This window comes from Pseudomonas sp. XP2, assembly GCF_053557975.1.
Map to the genome: position 1 here is coordinate 57163 of NZ_JBNRIK010000020.1, position 21051 is coordinate 78213.

20 protein-coding genes are annotated in these 21051 nt (G+C 61.4%); 13 read left to right on the forward strand and 7 right to left on the reverse strand.

Features of this window, described 5'->3' with window-relative positions; all coding sequences use genetic code 11:
* Positions 1-309: 309 nt before the first annotated feature.
* Positions 310-1341 carry an ADP-glyceromanno-heptose 6-epimerase gene (gene rfaD, locus ACK1VC_RS20140; RefSeq protein WP_060517760.1) on the forward strand — a complete coding sequence of 344 codons (1032 nt, stop codon included), beginning with the start codon at positions 310-312 and terminating at the stop codon, positions 1339-1341.
* A 114-nt stretch (positions 1342-1455) separates the two neighbouring features.
* On the opposite strand, the gene ACK1VC_RS20145 is transcribed toward rfaD, so the two are convergent.
* The 5 genes from ACK1VC_RS20145 to ACK1VC_RS20165 all read right to left on the reverse strand — a co-directional run bounded on the left by ACK1VC_RS20145 (position 1456) and on the right by ACK1VC_RS20165 (position 6962).
* Entirely contained in the window at positions 1456-3846 is a 2391-nt protein-coding gene (locus tag ACK1VC_RS20145; protein WP_191087884.1) for a TonB-dependent siderophore receptor, read from the reverse strand.
* A 113-nt stretch (positions 3847-3959) separates the two neighbouring features.
* Positions 3960-4808, reverse strand: coding sequence for a FecR family protein (locus ACK1VC_RS20150; protein WP_096426069.1), 849 nt, complete (start codon positions 4806-4808; stop codon positions 3960-3962).
* Positions 4805-5326, reverse strand: coding sequence for an RNA polymerase sigma factor (locus ACK1VC_RS20155; protein ID WP_191087885.1), 522 nt, complete (start codon positions 5324-5326; stop codon positions 4805-4807). The genes ACK1VC_RS20150 and ACK1VC_RS20155 overlap by 4 nt, the downstream gene beginning before the upstream one ends.
* Before the next feature lie 77 nt (positions 5327-5403).
* Entirely contained in the window at positions 5404-6618 is a 1215-nt protein-coding gene (locus ACK1VC_RS20160) for a type II toxin-antitoxin system HipA family toxin (RefSeq protein WP_449118026.1), read from the reverse strand.
* Positions 6618-6962 carry a helix-turn-helix domain-containing protein gene (locus ACK1VC_RS20165; RefSeq protein ID WP_016487142.1) on the reverse strand — a complete coding sequence of 115 codons (345 nt, stop codon included), beginning with the start codon at positions 6960-6962 and terminating at the stop codon, positions 6618-6620. Before ACK1VC_RS20165 ends, ACK1VC_RS20160 begins: the two co-directional genes overlap by 1 nt.
* 287 nt (positions 6963-7249) lie before the next feature.
* Between ACK1VC_RS20165 and ACK1VC_RS20170 the strand changes: the two genes are divergently transcribed.
* Entirely contained in the window at positions 7250-8851 is a 1602-nt protein-coding gene (locus ACK1VC_RS20170) for a mechanosensitive ion channel family protein (protein ID WP_016487143.1), read from the forward strand.
* A gap of 18 nt (positions 8852-8869) precedes the next feature.
* On the opposite strand, the gene paaX is transcribed toward ACK1VC_RS20170, so the two are convergent.
* Positions 8870-9793, reverse strand: coding sequence for a phenylacetic acid degradation operon negative regulatory protein PaaX (paaX, locus tag ACK1VC_RS20175; protein ID WP_186506764.1), 924 nt, complete (start codon positions 9791-9793; stop codon positions 8870-8872).
* A 77-nt stretch (positions 9794-9870) separates the two neighbouring features.
* Positions 9871-10470 carry a phenylacetic acid degradation protein PaaY gene (paaY, locus tag ACK1VC_RS20180; RefSeq protein ID WP_449118027.1) on the reverse strand — a complete coding sequence of 200 codons (600 nt, stop codon included), beginning with the start codon at positions 10468-10470 and terminating at the stop codon, positions 9871-9873.
* A gap of 352 nt (positions 10471-10822) precedes the next feature.
* Between paaY and paaF the strand changes: the two genes are divergently transcribed.
* From paaF to paaE, 11 genes are all read left to right on the forward strand, one after another.
* Entirely contained in the window at positions 10823-11596 is a 774-nt protein-coding gene (paaF, locus tag ACK1VC_RS20185; protein WP_016487147.1) for a 2,3-dehydroadipyl-CoA hydratase PaaF, read from the forward strand.
* Positions 11597-11630: 34 nt separating this feature from the next.
* The gene (gene paaG / locus ACK1VC_RS20190; RefSeq protein ID WP_016487148.1) at positions 11631-12422 is read left to right on the forward strand and encodes a 2-(1,2-epoxy-1,2-dihydrophenyl)acetyl-CoA isomerase PaaG; all 792 of its coding nucleotides are present in this window, start codon (positions 11631-11633) and stop codon (positions 12420-12422) included.
* A gap of 2 nt (positions 12423-12424) precedes the next feature.
* Positions 12425-13942 (forward strand): 3-hydroxyacyl-CoA dehydrogenase PaaH, encoded by a 1518-nt coding sequence (gene paaH / locus ACK1VC_RS20195; protein ID WP_191086577.1) that lies wholly within the window; start codon positions 12425-12427, stop codon positions 13940-13942.
* Positions 13935-14375, forward strand: a complete 441-nt coding sequence (paaI, locus tag ACK1VC_RS20200; protein ID WP_016487150.1) for a hydroxyphenylacetyl-CoA thioesterase PaaI — start codon at positions 13935-13937, stop codon at positions 14373-14375. Before paaH ends, paaI begins: the two co-directional genes overlap by 8 nt.
* A complete protein-coding gene (gene pcaF / locus ACK1VC_RS20205; protein WP_016487151.1) occupies positions 14368-15588 on the forward strand; it encodes a 3-oxoadipyl-CoA thiolase in 1221 nt (406 codons plus the stop codon). Before paaI ends, pcaF begins: the two co-directional genes overlap by 8 nt.
* Before the next feature lie 121 nt (positions 15589-15709).
* Positions 15710-17029, forward strand: a complete 1320-nt coding sequence (gene paaK / locus ACK1VC_RS20210) for a phenylacetate--CoA ligase PaaK (RefSeq protein WP_024717491.1) — start codon at positions 15710-15712, stop codon at positions 17027-17029.
* A gap of 213 nt (positions 17030-17242) precedes the next feature.
* Positions 17243-18232, forward strand: coding sequence for a 1,2-phenylacetyl-CoA epoxidase subunit PaaA (gene paaA, locus ACK1VC_RS20215; RefSeq protein WP_449118028.1), 990 nt, complete (start codon positions 17243-17245; stop codon positions 18230-18232).
* Between the two features lie 25 nt (positions 18233-18257).
* The gene (gene paaB / locus ACK1VC_RS20220; RefSeq protein WP_004374528.1) at positions 18258-18539 is read left to right on the forward strand and encodes a 1,2-phenylacetyl-CoA epoxidase subunit PaaB; all 282 of its coding nucleotides are present in this window, start codon (positions 18258-18260) and stop codon (positions 18537-18539) included.
* A gap of 8 nt (positions 18540-18547) precedes the next feature.
* Positions 18548-19306: a 1,2-phenylacetyl-CoA epoxidase subunit PaaC gene (paaC, locus tag ACK1VC_RS20225; protein WP_102689398.1), complete on the forward strand. Its 759-nt coding sequence runs from the start codon at positions 18548-18550 to the stop codon at positions 19304-19306.
* Positions 19293-19826 (forward strand): 1,2-phenylacetyl-CoA epoxidase subunit PaaD, encoded by a 534-nt coding sequence (gene paaD / locus ACK1VC_RS20230; RefSeq protein WP_016487155.1) that lies wholly within the window; start codon positions 19293-19295, stop codon positions 19824-19826. The genes paaC and paaD overlap by 14 nt, the downstream gene beginning before the upstream one ends.
* Before the next feature lie 15 nt (positions 19827-19841).
* On the forward strand, positions 19842-20918 hold the full coding sequence (gene paaE, locus ACK1VC_RS20235) for a 1,2-phenylacetyl-CoA epoxidase subunit PaaE (protein ID WP_102689400.1): 1077 nt from the start codon (positions 19842-19844) through the stop codon (positions 20916-20918).
* The last annotated feature ends 133 nt before the right edge of the window (positions 20919-21051 follow it).

Genomic DNA, 21051 nt, shown 5'->3' on the forward strand with positions numbered 1-21051 from the left:
TGAGACCTCGATCCTGAAATGGATTACAGCTTAGCGCATCGCAATGTGCCTTTCCCGGACGCTTACTGATAAAGGCTTGCTGCACCGTCAGTGGAGCAATAAGGCACACGCATCAATGAGGTATGAGTGATTTAACATAATATGCATTATCCGAACATTCGTATTTCGTCACTGCGCCGTGAGTGCCCAGATGTTGAGCTGCACGAATCCCTGATTCATCGAAACCGGTCCTTCCGTTGATCCAGGTTAAGGTTGGTTCAAGTCGCCTTGGTTAAAATGCGGGCTCTGCACCCTCACGGGGAATCTGGCATGACCATCATCGTAACCGGTGCTGCAGGATTCATCGGCAGCAATCTCGTTCAAGCGCTCAACCAGCGCAACGAAACCGACATCATCGCCGTCGACGACCTGACCGATGGCGACAAATTTCGTAACCTGGCCGACAGTGAAATTGCCGATTACCTGGACAAAGACGATTTTCTCGATCGCTTTGCTCGCGGTGAGTTTGGCAAGGTGCGTGCTGTGCTGCACCAAGGCGCGTGTTCAAGCACCGTCGAGGCTGATGGTCGTTTCATGATGGACAACAACTACCGGTTCAGCCGTGAGTTGCTGGCGTCTGCTCAGCAGCAACAGGTCCCGCTTTTATATGCATCATCGGCAGCTGTCTATGGCGCCGGGCAGGATTTTCGCGAACAACGTGAGTGTGAGCGCCCGCTAAACGTCTATGGCTATTCCAAGTACCTGTTCGATCAACAGGTACGCCGGCATTTGATGACAGCGCGCAGCCAGGTCGTCGGGTTGCGTTATTTCAACGTGTATGGCCCACATGAACAGCACAAAGGTGCGATGGCGTCAGTCGCCCTGCATTGCTTCAATCAGTATCAGTCCCATGGAAAAGTCAGCCTGTTCGGCAGTTATGGGGACTATCCCAGCGGTGGCCATCTGCGTGATTTCGTTGCGGTGGATGATGTGGTCAAGGTCAACATGTTCTTCCTTGATCACCCACAGTTGAGCGGTATCTTCAATGTCGGTAGCGGGCGCGCCCAGTCGTTTAATGACGTCGCCCTGACGGTGATCAATCGGCTGCGCGGGTACCAGCATCAACCCCCATTGTCCTTGGAGATCGCCTTGCTGGAAGGCATTCTGGAATACGGCGAATTCCCTGAGCATTTGCGTGGCAAGTACCAGTGTTACACCTGTGCCGATCTGGAACGCTTGCGCGCTGCAGGCTACGAGGCGGCGACATTGACCGTCGAACAAGGTGTGGGCCTTTACTGTGACAGGTTGCAAGGCACTCAGGCCCCGGCACTTGACCTAGCCAGGCAGGCGACGGCTGCTTGATGCGCCCTTTTATTCACCTCGCCACCTGCCTCTTTGGTTGCTTCTGAATATAACTACGCTAAATGTTCATTTAGTTTAGTTATATTCAGACCGTGCTGAACATGGCCTGCAAGATCACCATCGGTGGGTATAACTCGCTGTGATTACGGCACCGGGCGCTGGCAAGTGGCTGGTGTTGTTGCTGTTCCGCATCAGCTGGCTATAGAGCGGATAATAGTACCGATTGAACAGGTTCTGTACGCCTACGCTGATCTGATCCCCTTCACTCAGTTGGTACTGGCTGATGACGTCCACCGTGGTGTAACCCTCCACCCTGCGTCTGCCAAAACTCTCTACGCCATTGAGGCGGTAGTCCTCTGCGCCAAAGTAAGTCGCCTGCACGCGGTGGGTCCAGTCTTCGTCAGGTTTGTATTGAAGATAAGCCGTCAGCTTCAGCGGTGGAATACGGTAGCCCGTCATGTCTTGCCAATCGCCTCCGTCCGGTTGCTCGCGCCCTTTCATCCAGGTGAAGCTCCCCCCTGCCCCCCAATGCTCGTGGCGGGTCAGCCAGTCGGCACTGCCCTCAACACCGTAGATCCGTTCCTGGGTGCGCGTGAGGATCAGGCCATTGTTGAAGCTTTGCACATCCCCCAATTTGGAAGTGGTATAGAAAATGGCCAGCGATGCCAGGGTCTGCTCGCCCAGGTCGCCGCGCCAGCCGAGTTCGTAGTTGTTGGTCTTGACCGGTTCCAGATTGGAAGATCCGACCTCGAAGTCCCGCCGCGCATTACGCAATTGCACGCCAATGTCGGGCAGTTGGAAGCCTTGGCTGAAGGCGGCATATATCGCCTGTCCGCTGACCGGCGAGTAAGTCAGGCTGATATTGGAAAGCAGCGCATCGTAATGCACCTTGCCGCCTTCCACCGTGGCTGGGCTCGCTGCAGTCGATTCGGACAGCGGCACGAAGTCCCCGTATTTAGCAGTGGCATATTCATAACGCACGCCGCCCTCCATTGACCACTGCTCGGTGAAGCGGTGCTGCAACTGTGCAAATGCGCCTACGCTGCGGGACGTCAGGTCTGGCATGTACGTCAACTTGCCGATCTTGTTGAACACCGCCCCACCGCTCGCATCGAATTCCTGCGGGTCGAAGATATCGATGGGCATGTCGCTGCGCTCCTGGTTGAAGTCGCCACCCCATAACACCTCGGTATCCGAGCCGCCTAACGGGGTTCGCAGCGTGATGCGGCTACCAAAGACTTCACTGTTTTGCATGACTTGATCGACATTGCGCCCGCGGGTGGCCACGCCTCGCGCATCGAATGGTGTGAAGCGGGTGAAATAGTCGCGATAGTAAAGCTGGGTGTCGAGTGTGCCTCCGAGCACCTCTGTGTGGGCATACTGAAGATTCACTAATGTGTTCTTGATCTGGTTTTGCTCGTCGAGTGACAACCCGGACAACGGTTGCGCAGGGACTGAACCCGGCGGCAACCGGCTGACCGAGGGGTCGGCGGTATAGTCACTGTCCTGCTCGGCGGTGTAGTGGCTAAGCGAAAGCTGAACGCGCTGTTGCTCATCAATGCGCCAGCCGAATTTGCCGCCAATGTTGTAAGTGTTGGAATCAAACAGGTCGCCTTGGCTCGGCTCGGGCGCAATACGATGCCCTTTGGCGTCGTAAGAGGCGCCGATATGGCGTGCACCGAAATCAAGCGCGTAATCCAAGGCCCCTTGTGAGCCGGCAACATGGTGCTGTAACTGCCCTCCCAGGCCATCGCTGTCCATCTGGCTCAAGGGCGACACGCCGGTCAACGTAGTTTCGGCCATTGCTTCACCGCCGGCTGGCCGCGTGGTGATAGAGATGATCCCGCCCGTTGCACCGGCGCCGTAGATAGCACTGCTGCCGCGAATCACCTCGATGCGCTCGATCAATGCCGGGTCGATGTTGGCCAGGTTACGCGAGGAGTCACGGTTGGTGTTCAGGGGCACGCCATCGACCAGGACCAGCATCGTACGTCCACGCAGGGTTTGCCCATAATCGGTGATGGTTCGGCTTGAATCGGCCATCCCCGGGATGCTCTTGGCCAGTAACGTCGCCAAACCATCAGAGCCTTGGCGCAGTTGCTTCAGTTGCTCTCGCTCGATGACATTTACCTGGCGAGCCTGCGCTACCACGTTGCTGGAAAGCCGAGAGGACGTGATCTCCACGTTGGCCAGCTCCACCGTACTGCTGGTTGAAGCCAGCCCCCTGCCCATCATGGCATCGTTTGGCGGCACAACAATGAAGGTACGCTCGTCACGCGCGTTGCCGACCAGCCCGCTGTGCTCAAGCACATGCTCCAGCGCCTGCTCCAGTGTGTAACGCCCTTGCAGCGCCGGCGCCTGCTTCCCCGCAGTCAGTTCACTGGAAAACAGCACCTGGGCGCCCGCCTGGCGAGCCACGGCATTCAATGAGCGCTCCAGTGTTGATGCGGGAACATTGAATTCAACCACCACCAACGCTTGTGCGTGCGACCATTGGCTGGCCATCAGGGTGCTGGTCAAGACCGATACGTGCCAAGGTGCACGCAGGAAGAGCTGACTCACTTTTATTCTCCAAGAGATGGGTACAAAGTGATAGCCGCCTCCCAGCGGTCGCAACCCTACCTCGTTGGCGAATTATTTTTTGCCCCTTTGGGGTGAATGCGCAGGTTTGCGCCTTCCCTGGTGACCTTTACCGGAAGAATTTCAGGCAGCAGCGCCAGCAAGGTTTCGGCTTGGTCGCTGTTGAAAACACCTGAAACCGGCAAGCGCCCTACTTCAGGCCCCACCAGCTCGACCGGCTGGGCGTAGTAACGTTGCAGTGCGGCAACGACCTCAACCAGTGGTGTGCCTTCGAACACCCATCGGCTTTGCTGCCATGCAATCGCGTCTTCGACACTGCTCTTGACCACGTCAGCGGGGATGCCGTTGTGGACGAGCAACTGCTGCCCGGCCAGCAGCTGCGAGGTACGGTCCAAGGCGCGCCCTTTGACTTCCACCTGGCCTTGGGCAACAGTCACCCGGACATCATCCGAGTATCTATTGACGTTGAATCGGGTGCCGACCACACGTATAGCGGCAGTGCCTGCATCGACCAGAAACGGCCGATACAGCATGGGCGAAACGGCGAACAGTGCCTGGCCCCGTACCAACTCAATGTTCCGACTACGCAAATGCCAGCTCACGCGCACCTCGCTGCCACCGTCCAGCTTGATCTGGCTGCCATCGGCCAACTGCACCGACTGGCGTTGCCCCACCTGGGTGACATAGTGCTCGTTGCGGTACGCAGGGTTCTGCCACACAGCACCTGCCACCAGGGCCAACACCAGCAACGAGACTGCCTTGGTGCTTTTGCGAGGCTTTCTGGCAGGTGGCGGGCTGGGTAGAGGGAAACGCAGCTTCAAGTCCTCGCGACACGTGGCCAGCGCATCATCGACTGCGGCATCGTCTTTATCGCGTAGACGGCTCACGGTGCCCCCTCGCTTTGCAGATATTCACGGCAAGCGATCATACCAAGGCGCAAATGCTTTTCTACCGTTTTCAGGGAAATGCCCAGGCGCTCTGCGACCTCGGCCTGCGGTATCTGGTGCAACTTGTGCATGATGAATACTGCCTGGCAGCGAGGAGGCAATCGGGAAATGGCGGCAACCAGCTTGTCCAGTGTCTTCGCGGCATCGACCTCGCGCTCCTGTGGTGCTGCACTGCAGGCTACTTCAGGGAGCTCGGCCAGTGTGATGATCACGTTGCCCCGCCGGCGCTCGCGACGACAATGCGAAACCGCATTGTCATGGGCGATCTTGCGTAACAGCGCCAAGGGCTGCCGCACCCCTTCTCGCTCGTCATCCTCCAGCAACTGCACGCAAAGGTCATGAACGACTTCACGCGCGAAGACCCGTTCACCGAAGCGCCGGCGCACATGGTCGACCAAGTCGTCGTAATGACGGATCAGGGTGGCGAGCAATGATGGCTTTGGAGGATCTGCCTGCACGATAGCGTTGAACAGAGAGGAAATGAGATGCAAGTATAAATGGGAATGCATGTCATTTAAAGGCGAAAGACGCTCGCTCAGCTGAGCATCCGCGCCGCACTCGCCGCCTCACACGCCATGCGCAAATCTTCCCCCGCAAGCAACTGCTGGTAATGCGCCTTCAACGCCTGCTCCCACCCCGCCACTTCTTCCAGTAGCTGCTCGGCCTGCTCCCGCGTCAAGGCAAAGTGAGCGTGGTGACTGAGCAGGTTTGCGCGGCTGATCTGGCGGCCTTCACGGCCAACAGCCATGGCCAAGGTCTGGGCCGGCCCTTCTTCGAGCATCGGCAGTACGTCGTACATCGGTGACAGACGCCACCCGCCGGCCACCCAGATCACCGCATGGTTGCGTGGATGGTCGTCAGAGTTCCCCACCAGGGCGTTGCAGCACATGCGCTTGAACAGCTCCTGCAGATCAGCGTCGGGCACACCCCGCCGGCGCATTTCATCGGCTACTGCGGCGTAGCGCCAATCCCGGTGGTGTGCGCCGTTCCATTCCGAGTCCAGCAGGGTCAATGCGCTGAGCATGGGAATGCGCCGGGCGCCCTGTGCAATCGGCGTGCGGTCGAAGCGCTCGATCAGCAAGGTTGAAGGGTTTTCGGCATGCAACGCGGTTTTTGCGACGTTCAATCCTTGCCCTGCTGCAAAGGTCATGCAGGCATATTCGATCGAGGGCAGGTCGTAGTGATCGAAGCGATCACGGGGCTTGGCCAGAATCAGCATACCGTTGTCCTGCAGCGTACGTTTTGGGCGCGCGCCGCCCAGGGCGGAACGCTGCTGGCGTACGTTGAGGGTTGCCACCGACTCGGCGTCGAGCTGGCCGTCGTACACCGCTTCGCACGCGGCGACGAATTTCGCCAGGCCTTTCAAGGTGGGTACCGCACCATCGCCCAGGCCAGGTGCGGGCGTGGTTGCGCCGCCGGCCATCAGGTTGCCGACGCGGTCGTTGTTCGGTGACTTAAGCAAGAAATCGAGCGTGCCCAGTTCCTGGCCGTACGCCCGATGCAGCAGCCGCTCACCCCAGCCATCAGGCATGGCGTCATTGATGAAGCCGGGTATGCCGCGGTTCTTGGCGATCCCCGTATAGGGCTCGGCACGCAGGGGGTAATTGATCGGGTCGGGTACCCAGCCACCTCGCGCCACATGGTCAGGCGCATAGAGGAACTCACCGACCTTGCCTTTTAGGGTCAGCCGGCCAAGGGTGATGACCTCAGCTGTGTCGGGGTGCTCCATATAGATGTAGGCACGGGACATCAGAATTCCTCAGGCTTGGGTTTTGCCAGCCGCACGCGGCGGGATGCGAGGCGCTGGTGGGCATCGTCGTCATCACTGAAACGGGTGATCTGGGAGGTTTTTTCAATGCCTTCCAGCGAGGCGAAGACCGTGTCGCTGATACCCAGGCGCCATAACACCAGCATGAACGAACGCAGGTCCACGCGCGCGGAGCCGCCTTCGATCTTGCGAAGGTTATGCGCGGAGACGCCGATTGCTACCGTGAGGTCTGTTTGGCGTAAACCGAGCGACAAACGCTTTGCCTTGACCAGAAGCCCTATTTTATTAAGGGTATCGGCGCAGGCGACGGGAAAAAAGTCATCCATAAAGTCAAGCAGCACTAATATTAAGTTGTATAAGGTAAACCATAGCACGCTTTAAAGGTTTTCACGATCAAAATAACACGCACCACCATAAGCCTTAAGTGTCATAAAGATCGTTATGGTTAACCTTATATTTGGATATTTACGGCCTGGTTACCCGTGGACGCGATGCTGGGCAGGCCAGAAACCCGACTATGCTGGAAGCAGCCCAACCTCGGGTCGCAGGGGAGCGAAGCATGAGGATCATGCGTGGATGCAGGCAAGCGTGTTGGCTGGCTCTGGCGCTACAGATGCTGTGCTCAACCCTCCTACATGCAGAGGGCCTGGAGCCTTCAGCGACGCCAGCCGGTGCTGCAACGCCTGAACCTGCAGCGCTGCAAATCATCAACCGCACGGTATTTGTCTTTCGTGCCACCTTGCTGGGTGAAACACCACAGGTTCGAGCCCTTCGGGCCAAGTCGGCCATTGAAGAGGCGTTGCAGGATGAAGATGACCAGGGCATTAGAATCGACTCTATCCTGAACAGTTACCTGGTACTGCTGGGCGATCGCCGCGCGTTCATCGTCACACCGCAGGACGCCGCCGCCAACGATATCACCGCGCGCGAAGCCGCCGAGCTGGCCGCAGAGAACCTGCGCCTGGTGGTCGAGGAAACACGCCAGGCGCGCAGCGTGCGCTTTCTGCTCAATGCTGTCGGCTATTCGGCGGCGGCCACCTTGCTGTTCATGCTTCTGGCCAAGGGCGCGCGAGGTGTGCGGCGCAAGCTTTTGGGGCTGTTGCCCAGGCTGATGGGCAAGCACTCCGAGCGTTTCAGGGTGGGTCAAACACCCCTGTTCGACCTGCAGAACCTCTACTACCTGGCCGATCGTTCGCTGTGGCTGGTGTACTGGCTGGTGCTGCTATTGCTCTGCTACCAATGGCTGGGCTTCGTACTGTCGCAGTTCCCCTATACCCGGGCGTGGGGTGAAAGCCTGAATGTCTACCTGATGGCGCTGCTCGGCTACCTGGTCAGCGGTATCCTTCACGCCATCCCTGGGCTTGCCGTTGCCCTGTCGATTTTCTTCATTGCCCGCGGTATCAGCGCGTTTTCCAAACGGGTGCTGCGGCGCATGGCACGGCCGGGCACGTTGAAGTGGCTTACCGAAGAAACCCTGCAGCCCACCATGCGGCTGACGTCATTGGCGATCTGGCTGTTCGCCCTGGTGATGGCCTACCCGTACCTGCCTGGCTCAGGTACCGATGCGTTCAAGGGCCTGTCGGTACTGCTCGGGCTGATGATCTCGCTCGGGGCCACCAGTGTCGTCGGCCAGGCTGCGGCCGGGCTGATTCTCACCTATACAAGGACGCTGCGCGCCGGTGAGTTCGTGCGCGTGGGCGACTACGAAGGCACGGTGACCGAGGTGGGCATATTCACCACCACCATCCGCACCGGCCTTGGCGAGGTGCTCACGCTGCCCAATTCCATGATCACGGGCACCGTGACGAAAAACTACTCACGCATCGTCGAGGGGCCAGGCTATGTGGTCGATACGGTGGTGACCATCGGCTACGACACGCCGTGGCGGCAGGTCGAAGCCATGTTGCTGGAGGCGGCCCGGCGTACCGATGGCGTACTGGCAAAACCCGAACCCCAGGTGTTCCAGACGGCGCTGTCGGATTTTTATCCGGAGTACCGCCTGGTGGCCCAGGCCATTCCGTCGCTGCCCAGGCCACGCGCCCTCCTCCTCAGCCTGCTGCACGCCAATATCCAGGACGTTTTCAACGAGTACGGCGTGCAGATCATGTCGCCCCACTACCTCGGCGACCCGCTGCAGGCCAAGTGGGTGCCAAGGGAGCAGTGGTACGCCGACCCTGCCAAGCCAGAACATCCGCAACCGCCCAGCAAGCCTTGAAAGGGAATATCGCCGGCTTCAGCCCAAACCACCAAACCGCTTGTAGAAGCTCTCGTTGACATCCGGCAGCGGCCCATCCGCCGTCTCCAGCGCGGTCCCCAGCCACGCTTCGGCCTTGTCCCACACCAGCCGATAGAGGTTACGGCACAACTGGCGAGCAGCCCTGCCTTCCCAGTCCCCAGGCAGCAGCTCATCCGGCAACTGCGGGTCACGCAGCAGCAGCCGGCGGTACTCGTGGATCAACAAGGTCCGTGCCAGGAAGCAGTCCTGGGCATCGAGCTCTTTCTGCTCCTTGAGCGCCTGCCACAGCGGCCGGAACAAGCGGATGAATTCGCTGTAGTGCTCGCCCAGTTCCTGGATCCGCCAGCTCTCCCGCACCTGGGCGCGCATGGCCTTGGAGGCCAGTACTTCCTGGGTGTGGGTTTCGAAGACGATGCTGTCGTCAGTGGCGTCCAGCTCGCGCAAGGTGGTCGCCAGGTCGGCACGATCAGCGCGCGGGCAGCCGAGTACGTTCGGGGCGATGGCGCCGTAGCCTTGCCACTCCAGTTCTTCGCGCACGGCCTTGCGCTTGCTGGCCTCCAGCTGCGACAGCAACACCAGCGTCCAGGCGCCGTCCCAGGCGGGCAGGCTCGCACTGTAAACGCGCTTGAAGGCTTTTTCGAAACGGCGCCGGCCCGTGCCGGTGAGGCTGTAATAGCTGCGCCGGCCGACTTTTTCGGCGGTCAGCCAGCCTTCCTTGGTCAGGCGAAAGATCGACGTGCGGATCAACCGCTCGTTGATACCTATCGGCTCCAGCAGGTTGATCAGGCTACCCAGCCAGACGGTCCCGCCGTGAGGCTCGATGGCATCGCCGTACAGCGTGATGATCAGCGAGCTGGCGCGGATTGGCGTCTGCTCCTGAAAGCGGGTGATCAAATGGTTCAGTGGGGCAAGATTGCTCATGGGCGAACTGTGCGCGGATAAAGCACCGACTATACCTGTGCGGCGGGCCGCCTGGCCAATGCGGGTGGCTGCCAGGCTCATGCGCTTGCCTGGCCTTTGGGCCTGAAGCCGGTGTCTTCCATACCCGGGCGCCCCACTTCTGCCTCGGCCAGCGGCGGGCATTCGACCATGCTGGTCATGCAGCGCTGCGTCAGTTCCTGGTACTGCGCAGTGCCGGCCTGCTTCCAGGTCAGCTCCTGATCGGTCAACGGGCGCTTTACCAGCGCTGGCGAGCCCATCACCAGGCTCTGAGCCGCACATTCGAAGCCGGCCTTGACGAAAGCGGTGGCCGCAACGATGCAGCCTGGCGCTACGTGGGCGCCATCCATGACCACTGCGTTCATGCCGATCAAGGCGTCTTCGCCCACGCGGCATCCGTGCAGCACGGCGCCATGGCCGATGTGCCCGTTGCGCTCTACTACGGTGTCACCACCCGGGAAGCCATGCATCACGCAGGTGTCCTGAAGGTTGGCGCCCTCCTCTAGCACGATGCGGCCGAAGTCGCCCCTGAGCGATGCCAAGGGGCCTATGTAGCAACGAGGGCCGACGATGACATCGCCGATCAGTACTGCACTTGGGTGCACGTAGGCGGTCGGGTGAACCACGGGCGTCAGGCCGTCCAGTCGATAGCAAGGCATGCGAACTCCAGAAATGATTTGAAATGGCACCTGATCTTGTATCACAAGGAAATTTCTCGTCAAACGCCATCGCTGTGTATCACTTTATATCTGCTTGGATCGGCAGGCGAAAACACTCGAAAATCAGTTAAAAATCGACATTATACGGTTTAAAAGTCCTTAATCGTAACGATTGAAATAGTTAAAGATCTCATTGAAGAGATACGACATGGCATTTTTGATGTTGATTCTGTGTATCGCATAATGCATATACTGGGCTCACCTGTTCGTGACCCAGCATCACGACCCTGCAAACAATTCCAAGAAATGCCGGCCCCACGATGTGCCGTGCGTGCAGCCAGAGGACCCCGACATGCCGCGATATCTCAATGTGCAGGCGCCGGAAAACGGCGTTCAGCTCATCACCTTGCAACGGCCAGAGGCTCTCAACGCCCTGTGTACCGAGCTACTGGCAGAGCTGGCCACTGCACTGGATACAGCCGCCCAAGATGATCAGACCGCTGCGGTGGTGGTCACTGGCAACCGCAAGGCATTCGCCGCAGGCGCTGACATCCGCGAAATGGCCGAGCGCGACCTGGTCGGCATCCTCAACGATCCTCGGGTAGCCCACTGGCAGCGCATCGCCGGCTTTGCCAAGCCGCTGATTGCGGCAGTCAATGGCTATGCCTTGGGCGGTGGTTGCGAGCTGGTGATGTGCGCCGACATCGTCATCGCCGGTACCGACGCCCGTTTCGGCCAGCCGGAGATCAACCTCGGCATCATCCCCGGCGCTGGCGGCACCCAGCGCCTGTTGCGCGCCGTTGGCAAGCCATTGGCCATGCAGATGGTGCTGACCGGCGAAGCCATTAGCGCCCGTCACGCCCAGCAGGCAGGCCTGGTCAGTGAAGTGACCCAGCCCGAATTCACCGTAGAACGCGCCCTGCATGTGGCCCGCAGCATCGCCGCCAAGGCGCCGCTGGCCGTGCGCCTGGCAAAAGAGGCGCTGCTGAAGGCCGGCGATACAGACCTGGCCAGTGGCCTGCGCTTCGAACGCCATGCATTCACCCTGCTGGCCGGCACCGCCGACCGCGACGAAGGTATCCGGGCCTTCCAGGAAAAGCGCCAGGCCCGTTTCCAAGGCCGCTGATCACCTTTCCCTCGACTGACGGAGCGAGTCTGTCATGACTTTCCAGCACATCCTGTTTTCCATTGAGGACGGCGTCGCCCTCCTCTCCTTGAACCGCCCCGAGCAGCTGAACAGCTTCAATACCGCCATGCACCTGGAAGTACGCGAAGCACTCAAGCAAGTGCGCCAGAGCAGCGATGCGCGGGTGCTGTTGCTGACGGCTGAAGGCCGCGGTTTCTGCGCAGGCCAGGACCTGTCCGACCGTAACGTTGCTCCAGGCGCTGAAATGCCAGACCTGGGCGCTTCAATCGACACGTACTACAACCCGCTGGTACGCACCCTGCGCGACCTGCCACTGCCGGTAATCTGTGCGGTAAACGGTGTTGCCGCCGGGGCCGGCGCGAATATTCCGCTGGCCTGCGACCTGGTACTGGCCGCCCGCTCGGCAAGCTTCATCCAGGCATTTTGCAAAATTGGCCTGGTGCCAGACTCTGGCGGGACCTGGCTGCTGCCGCGCCTGGTCGGCATGGCACGGGCCAAAGCCTTGGCCATGTTGGGCGAACGCCTTGGCGCCGAACAGGCACAGCAATGGGGGCTGATCCATCGCGTGGTTGACGATGCTGCACTGCGTGACGAAGCCCTCACACTGGCCCGCCAGCTCGCCACCCAGCCTACCTACGGCCTGGCGTTGATCAAGCGCAGCCTCAATGCCAGTTTCGACAACGGCTTCGATGAACAACTGGAGCTTGAGCGCGACCTGCAACGCCTGGCCGGGCGCAGCGAGGACTACCGTGAAGGCGTCAGCGCCTTCATCAACAAGCGTACTCCCGCATTCAAGGGGCGCTGAACATGGGCGCACTCGCAAGCAATGTGCCCGTAGCGGTGATCGGTGCCGGTGCCATGGGGGCCGGCATCGCCCAGGTGGCGGCTCAGGCCGGCCACCCGGTAAAGCTTTACGACAACCGCCGAGGGGCCGCTGCCCAGGCAGTGGCCGGTATTGATCACCAGCTCGCCCGGCTCGTGGAAAAAGGCAAATTGCAGGCTGTCGAGCGTGAAATGATCAGCATCCGCCTGTGCCCGGTCGACACGCTCGACGCGCTGGCCGATGCCGGCTTGGTGATCGAAGCCATCGTCGAGAACCTGCAGGTCAAGCAGGCGCTGTTCAATCAGTTAGAAGCCCTGTGCACAGCAGATTGCATTATTGCCAGCAACACTTCATCGCTGTCCATCACCAGCCTTGCTGCCGGCCTTGAACGCCCGCAGCAGGTGGTGGGGATGCACTTCTTCAACCCCGCACCGCTGATGGCGCTGGTCGAGGTGGTGTCGGGCCTGGCAACTGAGCCGGCCGTGGCCGCGTGCATCTACGACACCGCCCAAGCCTGGGGCAAACAGCCGGTGCACACGCGCTCGACACCGGGCTTTATCGTCAACCGTGTGGCGCGGCCTTTCTATGCCGAAAGCCTGCGCCTGTTACAGGAAGGAGCGGCCGATTGCGCCAGCCTTGATGCGCTGCTGCGTGATGCCGGTGGTTTCCGTATGGGTGCGTTCGAGCTTACCGACCTGATCGGCCACGACGTCAACTACGCCGTGACCTGCTCGGTGTTCGACGCATTTTATGGGGACTTCCGCTTCCAGCCTTCACTGGTGCAAAAAGAGCTGGTGGATGCCGGTCGCCTCGGCCGCAAGACAGGCCAAGGCTTCTATAGCTACGCTGAAGGCGCGCAGCGCCCAGTGCCGGCCGAACTGCACAGCCCCGCCAGTGTTAATGCCTGTGTTGTCGAGGGGCATCTGGGAGTGCTGCAGCCACTGGCTGAACGCCTGCGCGATAACGGCATTGCCATCACCCAGCGTGCTGGCAGCGGCGTGATCCAGGTCGGTGATGCCACCCTGGCACTGTCCGATGGCCGCCTCGCCAGCCAGCGCGCCCGTGAAGATGGCCTGCGCAACCTGGTGCTGCTTGACCTTGCGCTGGACTACAGCACCGCCTCACGTATTGCCATCAGCTGGTCGGCCGATACCACCGCAAGCGCTCGTGACCAGGCTGTGGCCCTGCTGCAGCGGGCCGGCCTCAAGGTTACTGCTGTCGCCGACCTGCCCGGCCTGGTGGTGCTGCGCACAGTGGCAATGCTTGCCAACGAAGCTGCCGATGCCGTGTTACAGGGCGTCGGCAGCGCCGCTGACATCGACCTGGCGATGCGCGCCGGTGTCAATTACCCCTGTGGCCCGCTGGCCTGGGCTGCGCACATCGGCATCGCCCACACCTTGCGCGTGCTCGACAACCTGCAGCGCAGCTACGGCGAGAGCCGCTACCGCCCTTCTCTGCTGTTACGCCGTTGCGAGGCCAAAGGAGGCACCCTGCATGACTGAACTCGAACTGGCACAAGCCTGTGCCGACGCCATGTATGCCCGCGATCTGGCCACCCAGGGCCTGGGCATCAGCCTGCTGGATGCCGGCCCGGGCCGGGCAAGCCTGCGTATGCCGGTACGCGCCGACATGATCCAGGGCCACGGCACCTGCCATGGCGGTTTCCTCTTCGCCCTGGCCGACTCGGCGTTTGCCTTCGCCTGTAACAGCTACGACCAGGCCACCGTGGCCCTGGGTTGCAGCATCGACTACCTGGCACCGGCGCTGCGCGATGACGTGCTCACCGCCGACGCCAGCGAGGTCAGCCGCAAAGGCCGCACAGGCCTGTACGACGTGTGCATCCACAACCAGCGCGGTGAGCTGGTGGCGATGTTCCATGGCAAATCCTACAAAGTGCGCGGCACCGTGCTGGCGCAGGAGACGCAAGATGACTGAACACACCCTCGCCGACGCCCTGATCATCGACGCCGTGCGCACCCCCATAGGGCGCTATGCCGGGGCTTTGAGCGGCGTACGTGCCGATGACCTCGCCGCCATTCCGCTGAAGGCCTTGATCCAGCGCCACCCCGAGCTGGACTGGAAAGCGGTCGACGACGTGATCTTCGGCTGTGCCAACCAGGCCGGCGAAGACAATCGCAACGTGGCCCACATGGCCACCCTGTTGGCCGGGCTGCCCCCCGAAATACCGGGGACCACGATCAACCGCCTGTGCGGCTCCGGCCTGGACGCCATCGGCAATGCTGCCCGCGCCCTGCGTTGCGGCGAAGCCGGGCTGATGCTGGCTGGCGGCGTGGAGTCGATGTCGCGCGCGCCCTTCGTCATGGGCAAGTCGGAGCAGGCCTTCGGCCGCGCAGCCGAGTTGTTCGACACCACCATCGGTTGGCGCTTCGTCAATCCGCTGATGAAGGCTGCCTACGGCACCGATTCGATGCCGGAAACCGCTGAAAACGTCGCTGAACAGTTCGCTATCTCCCGCGCCGACCAAGATGCCTTCGCGCTGCGCAGCCAGCACAAGGCGGCCGCTGCTCAGGCCCGCGGCCGCCTTGCGCAAGAAATCGTGCCGGTCCAGATCCCCCAGCGCAAAGGCCCGCCCAAAGTGGTCGAGCACGATGAGCATCCGCGCGGCGACACCACGCTGGAACAACTCGCCCGTCTCGGCACCCCGTTCCGTGAAGGGGGTAGCGTCACCGCCGGCAATGCCTCCGGTGTCAACGACGGCGCTTGCGCCCTGTTGCTGGCCAGCAGCACCGCTGCCCGCCGCCATGGCCTGAAGCCCCGCGGCCGTATCGTCGGCATGGCCGTGGCCGGGGTTGAGCCACGGCTGATGGGCATCGGCCCGGTGCCGGCAAGCCGAAAGGTACTTGAGCTCACGGGATTGTCACTGGCCGACCTGGACGTCATCGAGCTTAACGAAGCCTTCGCCGCCCAAGGCTTGGCGGTGCTACGCGAGCTAGGCCTGGCCGACGACGACCCCCGGGTCAACCGCAACGGCGGAGCCATTGCGCTGGGCCATCCGCTCGGCATGAGCGGTGCGCGCCTGGTAACCACCGCGCTGCACGAACTGGAGGAAACTGCCGGCCGCTATGCCCTGTGCACCATGTGCATTGGCGTTGGCCAGGGCATCGCCATGGTCATAGAACGCCTCTGAGCGGGTCACGCCTTCAGCCTGTTACCGAACCGAACGCAGCCGTATATGCTGCGCTCATGACACTCACCGCGCGGCCCGTAACCGGCCCCGCACGGCGTACAAGAACAATTCGAGTGAAGCCATGAACATGTACCATGATGCCGACCGTGCCTTGTTGGACCCGATGGAAACCGCCAGCGTCGATGCCCTGCGCCAGCACCAGCTCCAGCGCCTGCGCTGGAGCCTGAAGCACGCCTACGACAATGTACCGTTGTACCGCCAGCGCTTTGCCGAATGCGGCACCCACCCCGATGACCTCAAGTGCCTGGCAGACCTGGCGAAGTTCCCCTTCACCGGCAAGAACGATCTGCGCGACAACTACCCCTACGGCATGTTTGCCGTACCCCAGGAGGAAGTGGTACGCCTGCATGCTTCCAGCGGTACCACAGGCAAGCCTACGGTGGTCGGTTATACGCAGAACGACATTCATACCTGGGCCAATGTGGTCGCCCGCTCGATCCGCGCTGCGGGTGGACGCAAAGGCGACAAGGTGCATGTTTCCTACGGCTACGGCCTGTTCACCGGCGGGCTGGGTGCGCATTACGGCGCCGAGCGCCTGGGCTGTACGGTAATCCCGATGTCGGGTGGTCAGACCGAGAAGCAGGTGCAGCTGATCCGCGACTTCCAGCCCGACATCATCATGGTGACGCCGTCCTATATGCTCAACCTGGCCGACGAGATCGAGCGACAGGGCATCGACCCCCATGACCTCAAGCTGCGCCTGGGTATTTTCGGTGCCGAGCCGTGGACAGACGAGCTGCGCCGTTCGATCGAGCAGCGTTTGGGCATCAATGCCCTCGACATCTATGGCCTGTCGGAAATCATGGGGCCCGGGGTGGCGATGGAATGTATCGAGACCAAAGACGGCCCGACCATCTGGGAAGACCACTTCTATCCCGAGATCATCGACCCGGTCACCGGTGAGGTGTTGCCGGACGGCCAACTGGGCGAACTGGTCTTCACCTCGCTAAGCAAAGAGGCGCTGCCGATGATCCGTTACCGCACCCGCGACCTTACCCGCCTTTTGCCCGGCACAGCCAGGCCCATGCGGCGGATCGGCAAGATCACCGGGCGCAGCGACGACATGCTGATCATTCGCGGCGTCAACGTGTTCCCGACCCAGATCGAAGAACAGGTATTGAAAATAAAACAGCTTTCCGAGCTTTATGAGATTCACCTGTATCGCAATGGCAACCTGGACAGTGTCGAGGTGCATGTTGAATTGCGTGCGGAGTGCCAGCACCTCGATGAAGGCCAGCGCAAGCGGGTGACCGGGGAGTTGAGCAAACAGATCAAGACCTACATCGGCATCAGCACCCAGGTGCACCTGCAGCCTTGCGGCACGCTCAAACGCTCCGAGGGCAAGGCTTGCCACGTGTATGACAAACGGTTGGCCAGCTGAGTCATTCATCTGCCTGTGCAGCCCCGGCACTGTCCGGGGTTTTTTTTGCGTGTTATTCGCGCTCACAGGTACCGCGCGCCCCTGTGGGAGCGGGTTTACCCGCGATGGGACCCCAAAGCGATACACAAATCTTATTTGATACATATAAAACTGTTTGACGTTATGTTTTGTATCGCTTACAAATGACTCATGCCTTAGCAGGAGTCGCCGCACATGTACGCACAGCTAGTGGAAACCGGAGTCAAGCGCGTCAAATCGCTGGAAGAAATGTCCGCCGAGGAACGCAACTTCCAGGAAAAGATCGACGTCGAAATCAAGATCGAAGCCAAGAACTGGATGCCAGAGGCCTACCGCCAGACCCTGATCCGGCAGATCTCCCAGCATGCCCATTCGGAAATCGTCGGCATGTTGCCCGAAGGCAACTGGGTCACCCGCGCGCCTAGCCTCAAGCGCAAGCTGCAACTGATGGCCAAGATCCAGGACGAAGCCGGCCACGGCCTGTACCTGTACAGCGCCATGGAGACCCTGGGCGCCGACCGCGACGAAGAAATCGCCAAGCTGCACAGCGGCAAGGCCAAGTACTCGAGCATCTTCAACTACCCCACCCTCAGCTGGGCCGACATGGGCGCAGTGGGCTGGCTGGTCGATGGCGCTGCAATCGTCAACCAGGTGGTACTGCAGCGCACCTCCTATGGCCCCTACTCCCGCGCGATGATCCGTATCTGCAAGGAAGAGAGCTTCCATCAGCGCCAGGGCTACGAAATGCTCCTGACCATGATGCGTCACGGCACCCAGGCACAGCGCGACATGGTCCAGGACGCAATCAATCGCCTGTGGTGGCCATCGCTGATGATGTTCGGCCCCAGCGACGAACATTCTCCAAACAGCGCTCAGTCCACGGCCTGGAAGATCAAGCGCCAGACCAACGATGAACTGCGCCAGCGTTTCATTGACCAGACCGTGCCGCAGCTCGAACTGCTCGGCTGCACGGCCCCCGACCCTGAACTGAAGTGGAACGCCGAGCGCGGTCACTACGACTTCGGCGAAATTCAGTGGGACGAATTTTACGAAGTGATCAAGGGCAACGGCCCGTGCAACCAGGAACGTGTCGCCACCCGCCGCCAGGCCATCGAGGCCGGCGCCTGGGTCCGCGAGGCCGCCGTGGCCTACGCGCGCAAGCAACAGAACAAGAACGCCGCCTGAGCGGCGATTGATGCGGAGATCGAAAATGTCTGTCTGGACCCTCTACGAAGTGTTCGTGCGCAGCAAGCACGGCCTTAACCACAAGCATGTCGGCAGCGTGCATGCCGCCGACGCCGCCATGGCCATCGAAAATGCCCGCGAGCTGTACACCCGACGCAGCGAGGGCGTCAGCCTGTGGGTGGTGCCTTCGGCGCTGATCACCGCCTCCTCCCCTGACGAGAAAGACCCGCTGTTCGCCCCTTCGGACGACAAGGTCTACCGCCATGCCAGCTTCTACGAGCTGCCCGATGAAGTCGGACACATGTGAGGTTGGCCATGCACAACGAAGCCCTTATCCCCTACCTGCTGCTGCTTGGCGACAGCGCCCTGGTACAAGGCCAGCGCCTCTGTGAATGGTGTGGTCACGCCCCGGCCATCGAAGAAGAACTGGCCCTGATGAACGTTGGCCTGGACCTGGTCGGCCAGGCGCGCAACTGGCTGGAATACGCAGCCGAGCTGCTGGACGACGGCCGCGACGCCGATGCCCTGGCCTTCCGCCGAGACGAGCGGGCCTATCGCAACCTGCTGCTGGTCGAGCAACCCAACGGCGACTTTGCCGTGACCATGACCAAGCAATTCCTCTACGACGCCTGGCACTTTGCCGTGTTACAGGGCCTGGCCGGCTCAAGCGATGAGCGTATCGCCGGTATCGCCGCCAAGGCACTCAAGGAAGTCACCTACCACCTGCGCCGCTCCAGCGAGTGGGTACAGCGCCTGGGTGGCGGCACAGAAGAGAGCCGTCAGCGCATGCTTGCCGCCATTCCTGCACTGTGGCGCTTTACCGTCGAACTGACGGCCGCCAGCGATAACGAGGTGCAGTTGGCCCAGGCAGGTATCGCTGCCGACCCCGACACCGCTGGTGCTGCCTGGCTGAAACAGGTGAGCGAGACCTTCGCGTCGGTCGAGCTGCCGCTGCCCAAGGCTGCCAGTCACTTCTACCTGGACAGCCGCAAAGGCCTGCACACCGAGCACCTGGGCCTGCTACTGGCCGAAATGCAGTTCCTGCCAAGGGCTTACCCCGATGCAACCTGGTGAGCTGATTGCCGGCGACCGTGGCGCGCGGGCGCCACGCGGCGAGGACCTGGCCCGGGCCTGGGAGGTGCTGGGCCAGGTCATGGACCCGGAAGTGCCCGTGGTGAGTGTGGTCGACCTGGGCATCGTTCGCGACCTCGACTGGCGCGCCGGCCATCTGCACCTGGTGGTGACACCGACCTATTCCGGCTGCCCGGCGACCGAGGTGATCGAAGGCGATATCCGCCAGGCGCTGGAGCAGGCGGGTTTCCCCGCGCCGGACCTTGAGCGCCGGCTGACCCCGGCCTGGAGCACCGACTGGATCAGCGAGCTGGGCCGCGAGCGCCTGCGCACCTACGGCATCGCCCCGCCGCAGGGCAGCGCCAGCAAGCGCAGCCTGCTCGGTGAAGCCCCCCAGGTGTGCTGCCCGCAGTGCGGCAGTAACCGCACCGAAATGCTCAGCCAGTTCGGCTCTACCGCTTGCAAGGCGCTGTACCGCTGCCGCGAGTGCCTGGAGCCGTTCGATTACTTCAAATGCATTTGAGCCGTGGAGAACGCCATGAGCCAGTTTCACAGCCTGACCATCAAGCAAGTGCGCAACGAAACCCGTGATGCGGTTTCGATTGCCTTCGACGTGCCCGAGCACCTGCAGGCACAGTTCCGTTTCACCCAGGGCCAGTACCTGGTCATGCGTACTCAACTGGACAACGAAGAGGTCCGCCGCTCTTACTCTATTTGCAGCGCCGTGCAGGACGGCGAGCTGCGCGTGGCTGTCAAGCGCGTGCCAGGTGGGCGTTTCTCGGCGTTTGCCAATGAAGTGCTCAAGGCCGGCCAGCAACTGGACGTGATGCCGCCATCGGGCAGCTTCTTCGTGCCGCTGGACCCTGCCCGTCAGGGCAATTACCTGGCCGTCGCGGCCGGCAGTGGCATTACTCCGATCCTGTCGATCATCGGCACCACCCTCGACAGTGAGCCGCACAGCCGCTTCACCTTGCTGTACGGCAACCGTTCCAGCTCTGGCGCGCTGTTCCGCGACAAGCTCGAAGACCTGAAAAATCGGTACCTCGACCGCCTGAACCTGATTTTTGTGTTCAGCCGCGAGCAACAGGATGTTGACCTGTACAACGGCCGCATTGACGCCGACAAGTGCGGCCAACTGTTCTCCCGCTGGCTGGACGTTCCAGGCCTGGACGCGGCTTTCATCTGCGGGCCTCAGGCAATGACCGAAACCGTACGTGACAGCCTGCAGGCCAATGGCCTGGACAAAGAGCGCATTCATTTCGAGCTGTTCGCCGCCGCCGGTAACGAGACCCGTCGCGAGGCCCGTGAAGCAGCGCGCCAGGTGGATTCGGCGCTCAGCCACATCACCGTGATCAGCGACGGCCGCGCCCTTACCTTCGACTTGCCACGCAACACCCAGAACGTGCTGGACGCCGGCAATGCCATCGGCGCCGAGCTGCCCTTCTCGTGCAAGGCCGGCGTGTGCTCGACCTGCAAATGCCGGGTGGTCGAGGGGGAAGTGGAAATGGACAGCAACCATGCCCTGGAAGACTACGAAGTGGCAGCCGGGTACGTGCTGTCGTGCCAGACCTACCCGGTGAGCGACAAGGTGGTGCTCGACTTCGACCAGCTATAAGACCGCGCCGCCTGCTTCGCGGGCGCGCCCGCTCCCACAAGCACCGCACAAGGGCTGAGGGCAACACCCTCCCTGTGGGAGCGGGCATGCCCGCGAAGAGGCCCTTTTGCAATACCGCAACCCCCGCGTGACC

Excerpts from the sequence above, each read along its gene's own strand:
- ACK1VC_RS20160 (WP_449118026.1), bottom strand. The coding sequence starts at position 6,618 with ATGTCCCGTGCCTACATCTATATGGAGCACCCCGACACAGCTGAGGTC.
- paaC (WP_102689398.1), top strand. The coding sequence starts at position 18,548 with ATGCACAACGAAGCCCTTATCCCCTACCTGCTGCTGCTTGGCGACAGC.
- paaF (WP_016487147.1), top strand. The coding sequence starts at position 10,823 with ATGCCGCGATATCTCAATGTGCAGGCGCCGGAAAACGGCGTTCAGCTC.
- paaG (WP_016487148.1), top strand. The coding sequence starts at position 11,631 with ATGACTTTCCAGCACATCCTGTTTTCCATTGAGGACGGCGTCGCCCTC.
- ACK1VC_RS20165 (WP_016487142.1), bottom strand. The coding sequence starts at position 6,962 with ATGGATGACTTTTTTCCCGTCGCCTGCGCCGATACCCTTAATAAAATA.
- paaH (WP_191086577.1), top strand. The coding sequence starts at position 12,425 with ATGGGCGCACTCGCAAGCAATGTGCCCGTAGCGGTGATCGGTGCCGGT.
- paaK (WP_024717491.1), top strand. The coding sequence starts at position 15,710 with ATGAACATGTACCATGATGCCGACCGTGCCTTGTTGGACCCGATGGAA.
- paaD (WP_016487155.1), top strand. The coding sequence starts at position 19,293 with ATGCAACCTGGTGAGCTGATTGCCGGCGACCGTGGCGCGCGGGCGCCA.
- paaA (WP_449118028.1), top strand. The coding sequence starts at position 17,243 with ATGTACGCACAGCTAGTGGAAACCGGAGTCAAGCGCGTCAAATCGCTG.
- pcaF (WP_016487151.1), top strand. The coding sequence starts at position 14,368 with ATGACTGAACACACCCTCGCCGACGCCCTGATCATCGACGCCGTGCGC.
- paaI (WP_016487150.1), top strand. The coding sequence starts at position 13,935 with ATGACTGAACTCGAACTGGCACAAGCCTGTGCCGACGCCATGTATGCC.
- paaX (WP_186506764.1), bottom strand. The coding sequence starts at position 9,793 with ATGAGCAATCTTGCCCCACTGAACCATTTGATCACCCGCTTTCAGGAG.
- paaY (WP_449118027.1), bottom strand. The coding sequence starts at position 10,470 with ATGCCTTGCTATCGACTGGACGGCCTGACGCCCGTGGTTCACCCGACC.
- ACK1VC_RS20145 (WP_191087884.1), bottom strand. The coding sequence starts at position 3,846 with ATGGCCAGCCAATGGTCGCACGCACAAGCGTTGGTGGTGGTTGAATTC.
- ACK1VC_RS20170 (WP_016487143.1), top strand. The coding sequence starts at position 7,250 with ATGCTGTGCTCAACCCTCCTACATGCAGAGGGCCTGGAGCCTTCAGCG.
- paaB (WP_004374528.1), top strand. The coding sequence starts at position 18,258 with ATGTCTGTCTGGACCCTCTACGAAGTGTTCGTGCGCAGCAAGCACGGC.
- rfaD (WP_060517760.1), top strand. The coding sequence starts at position 310 with ATGACCATCATCGTAACCGGTGCTGCAGGATTCATCGGCAGCAATCTC.
- paaE (WP_102689400.1), top strand. The coding sequence starts at position 19,842 with ATGAGCCAGTTTCACAGCCTGACCATCAAGCAAGTGCGCAACGAAACC.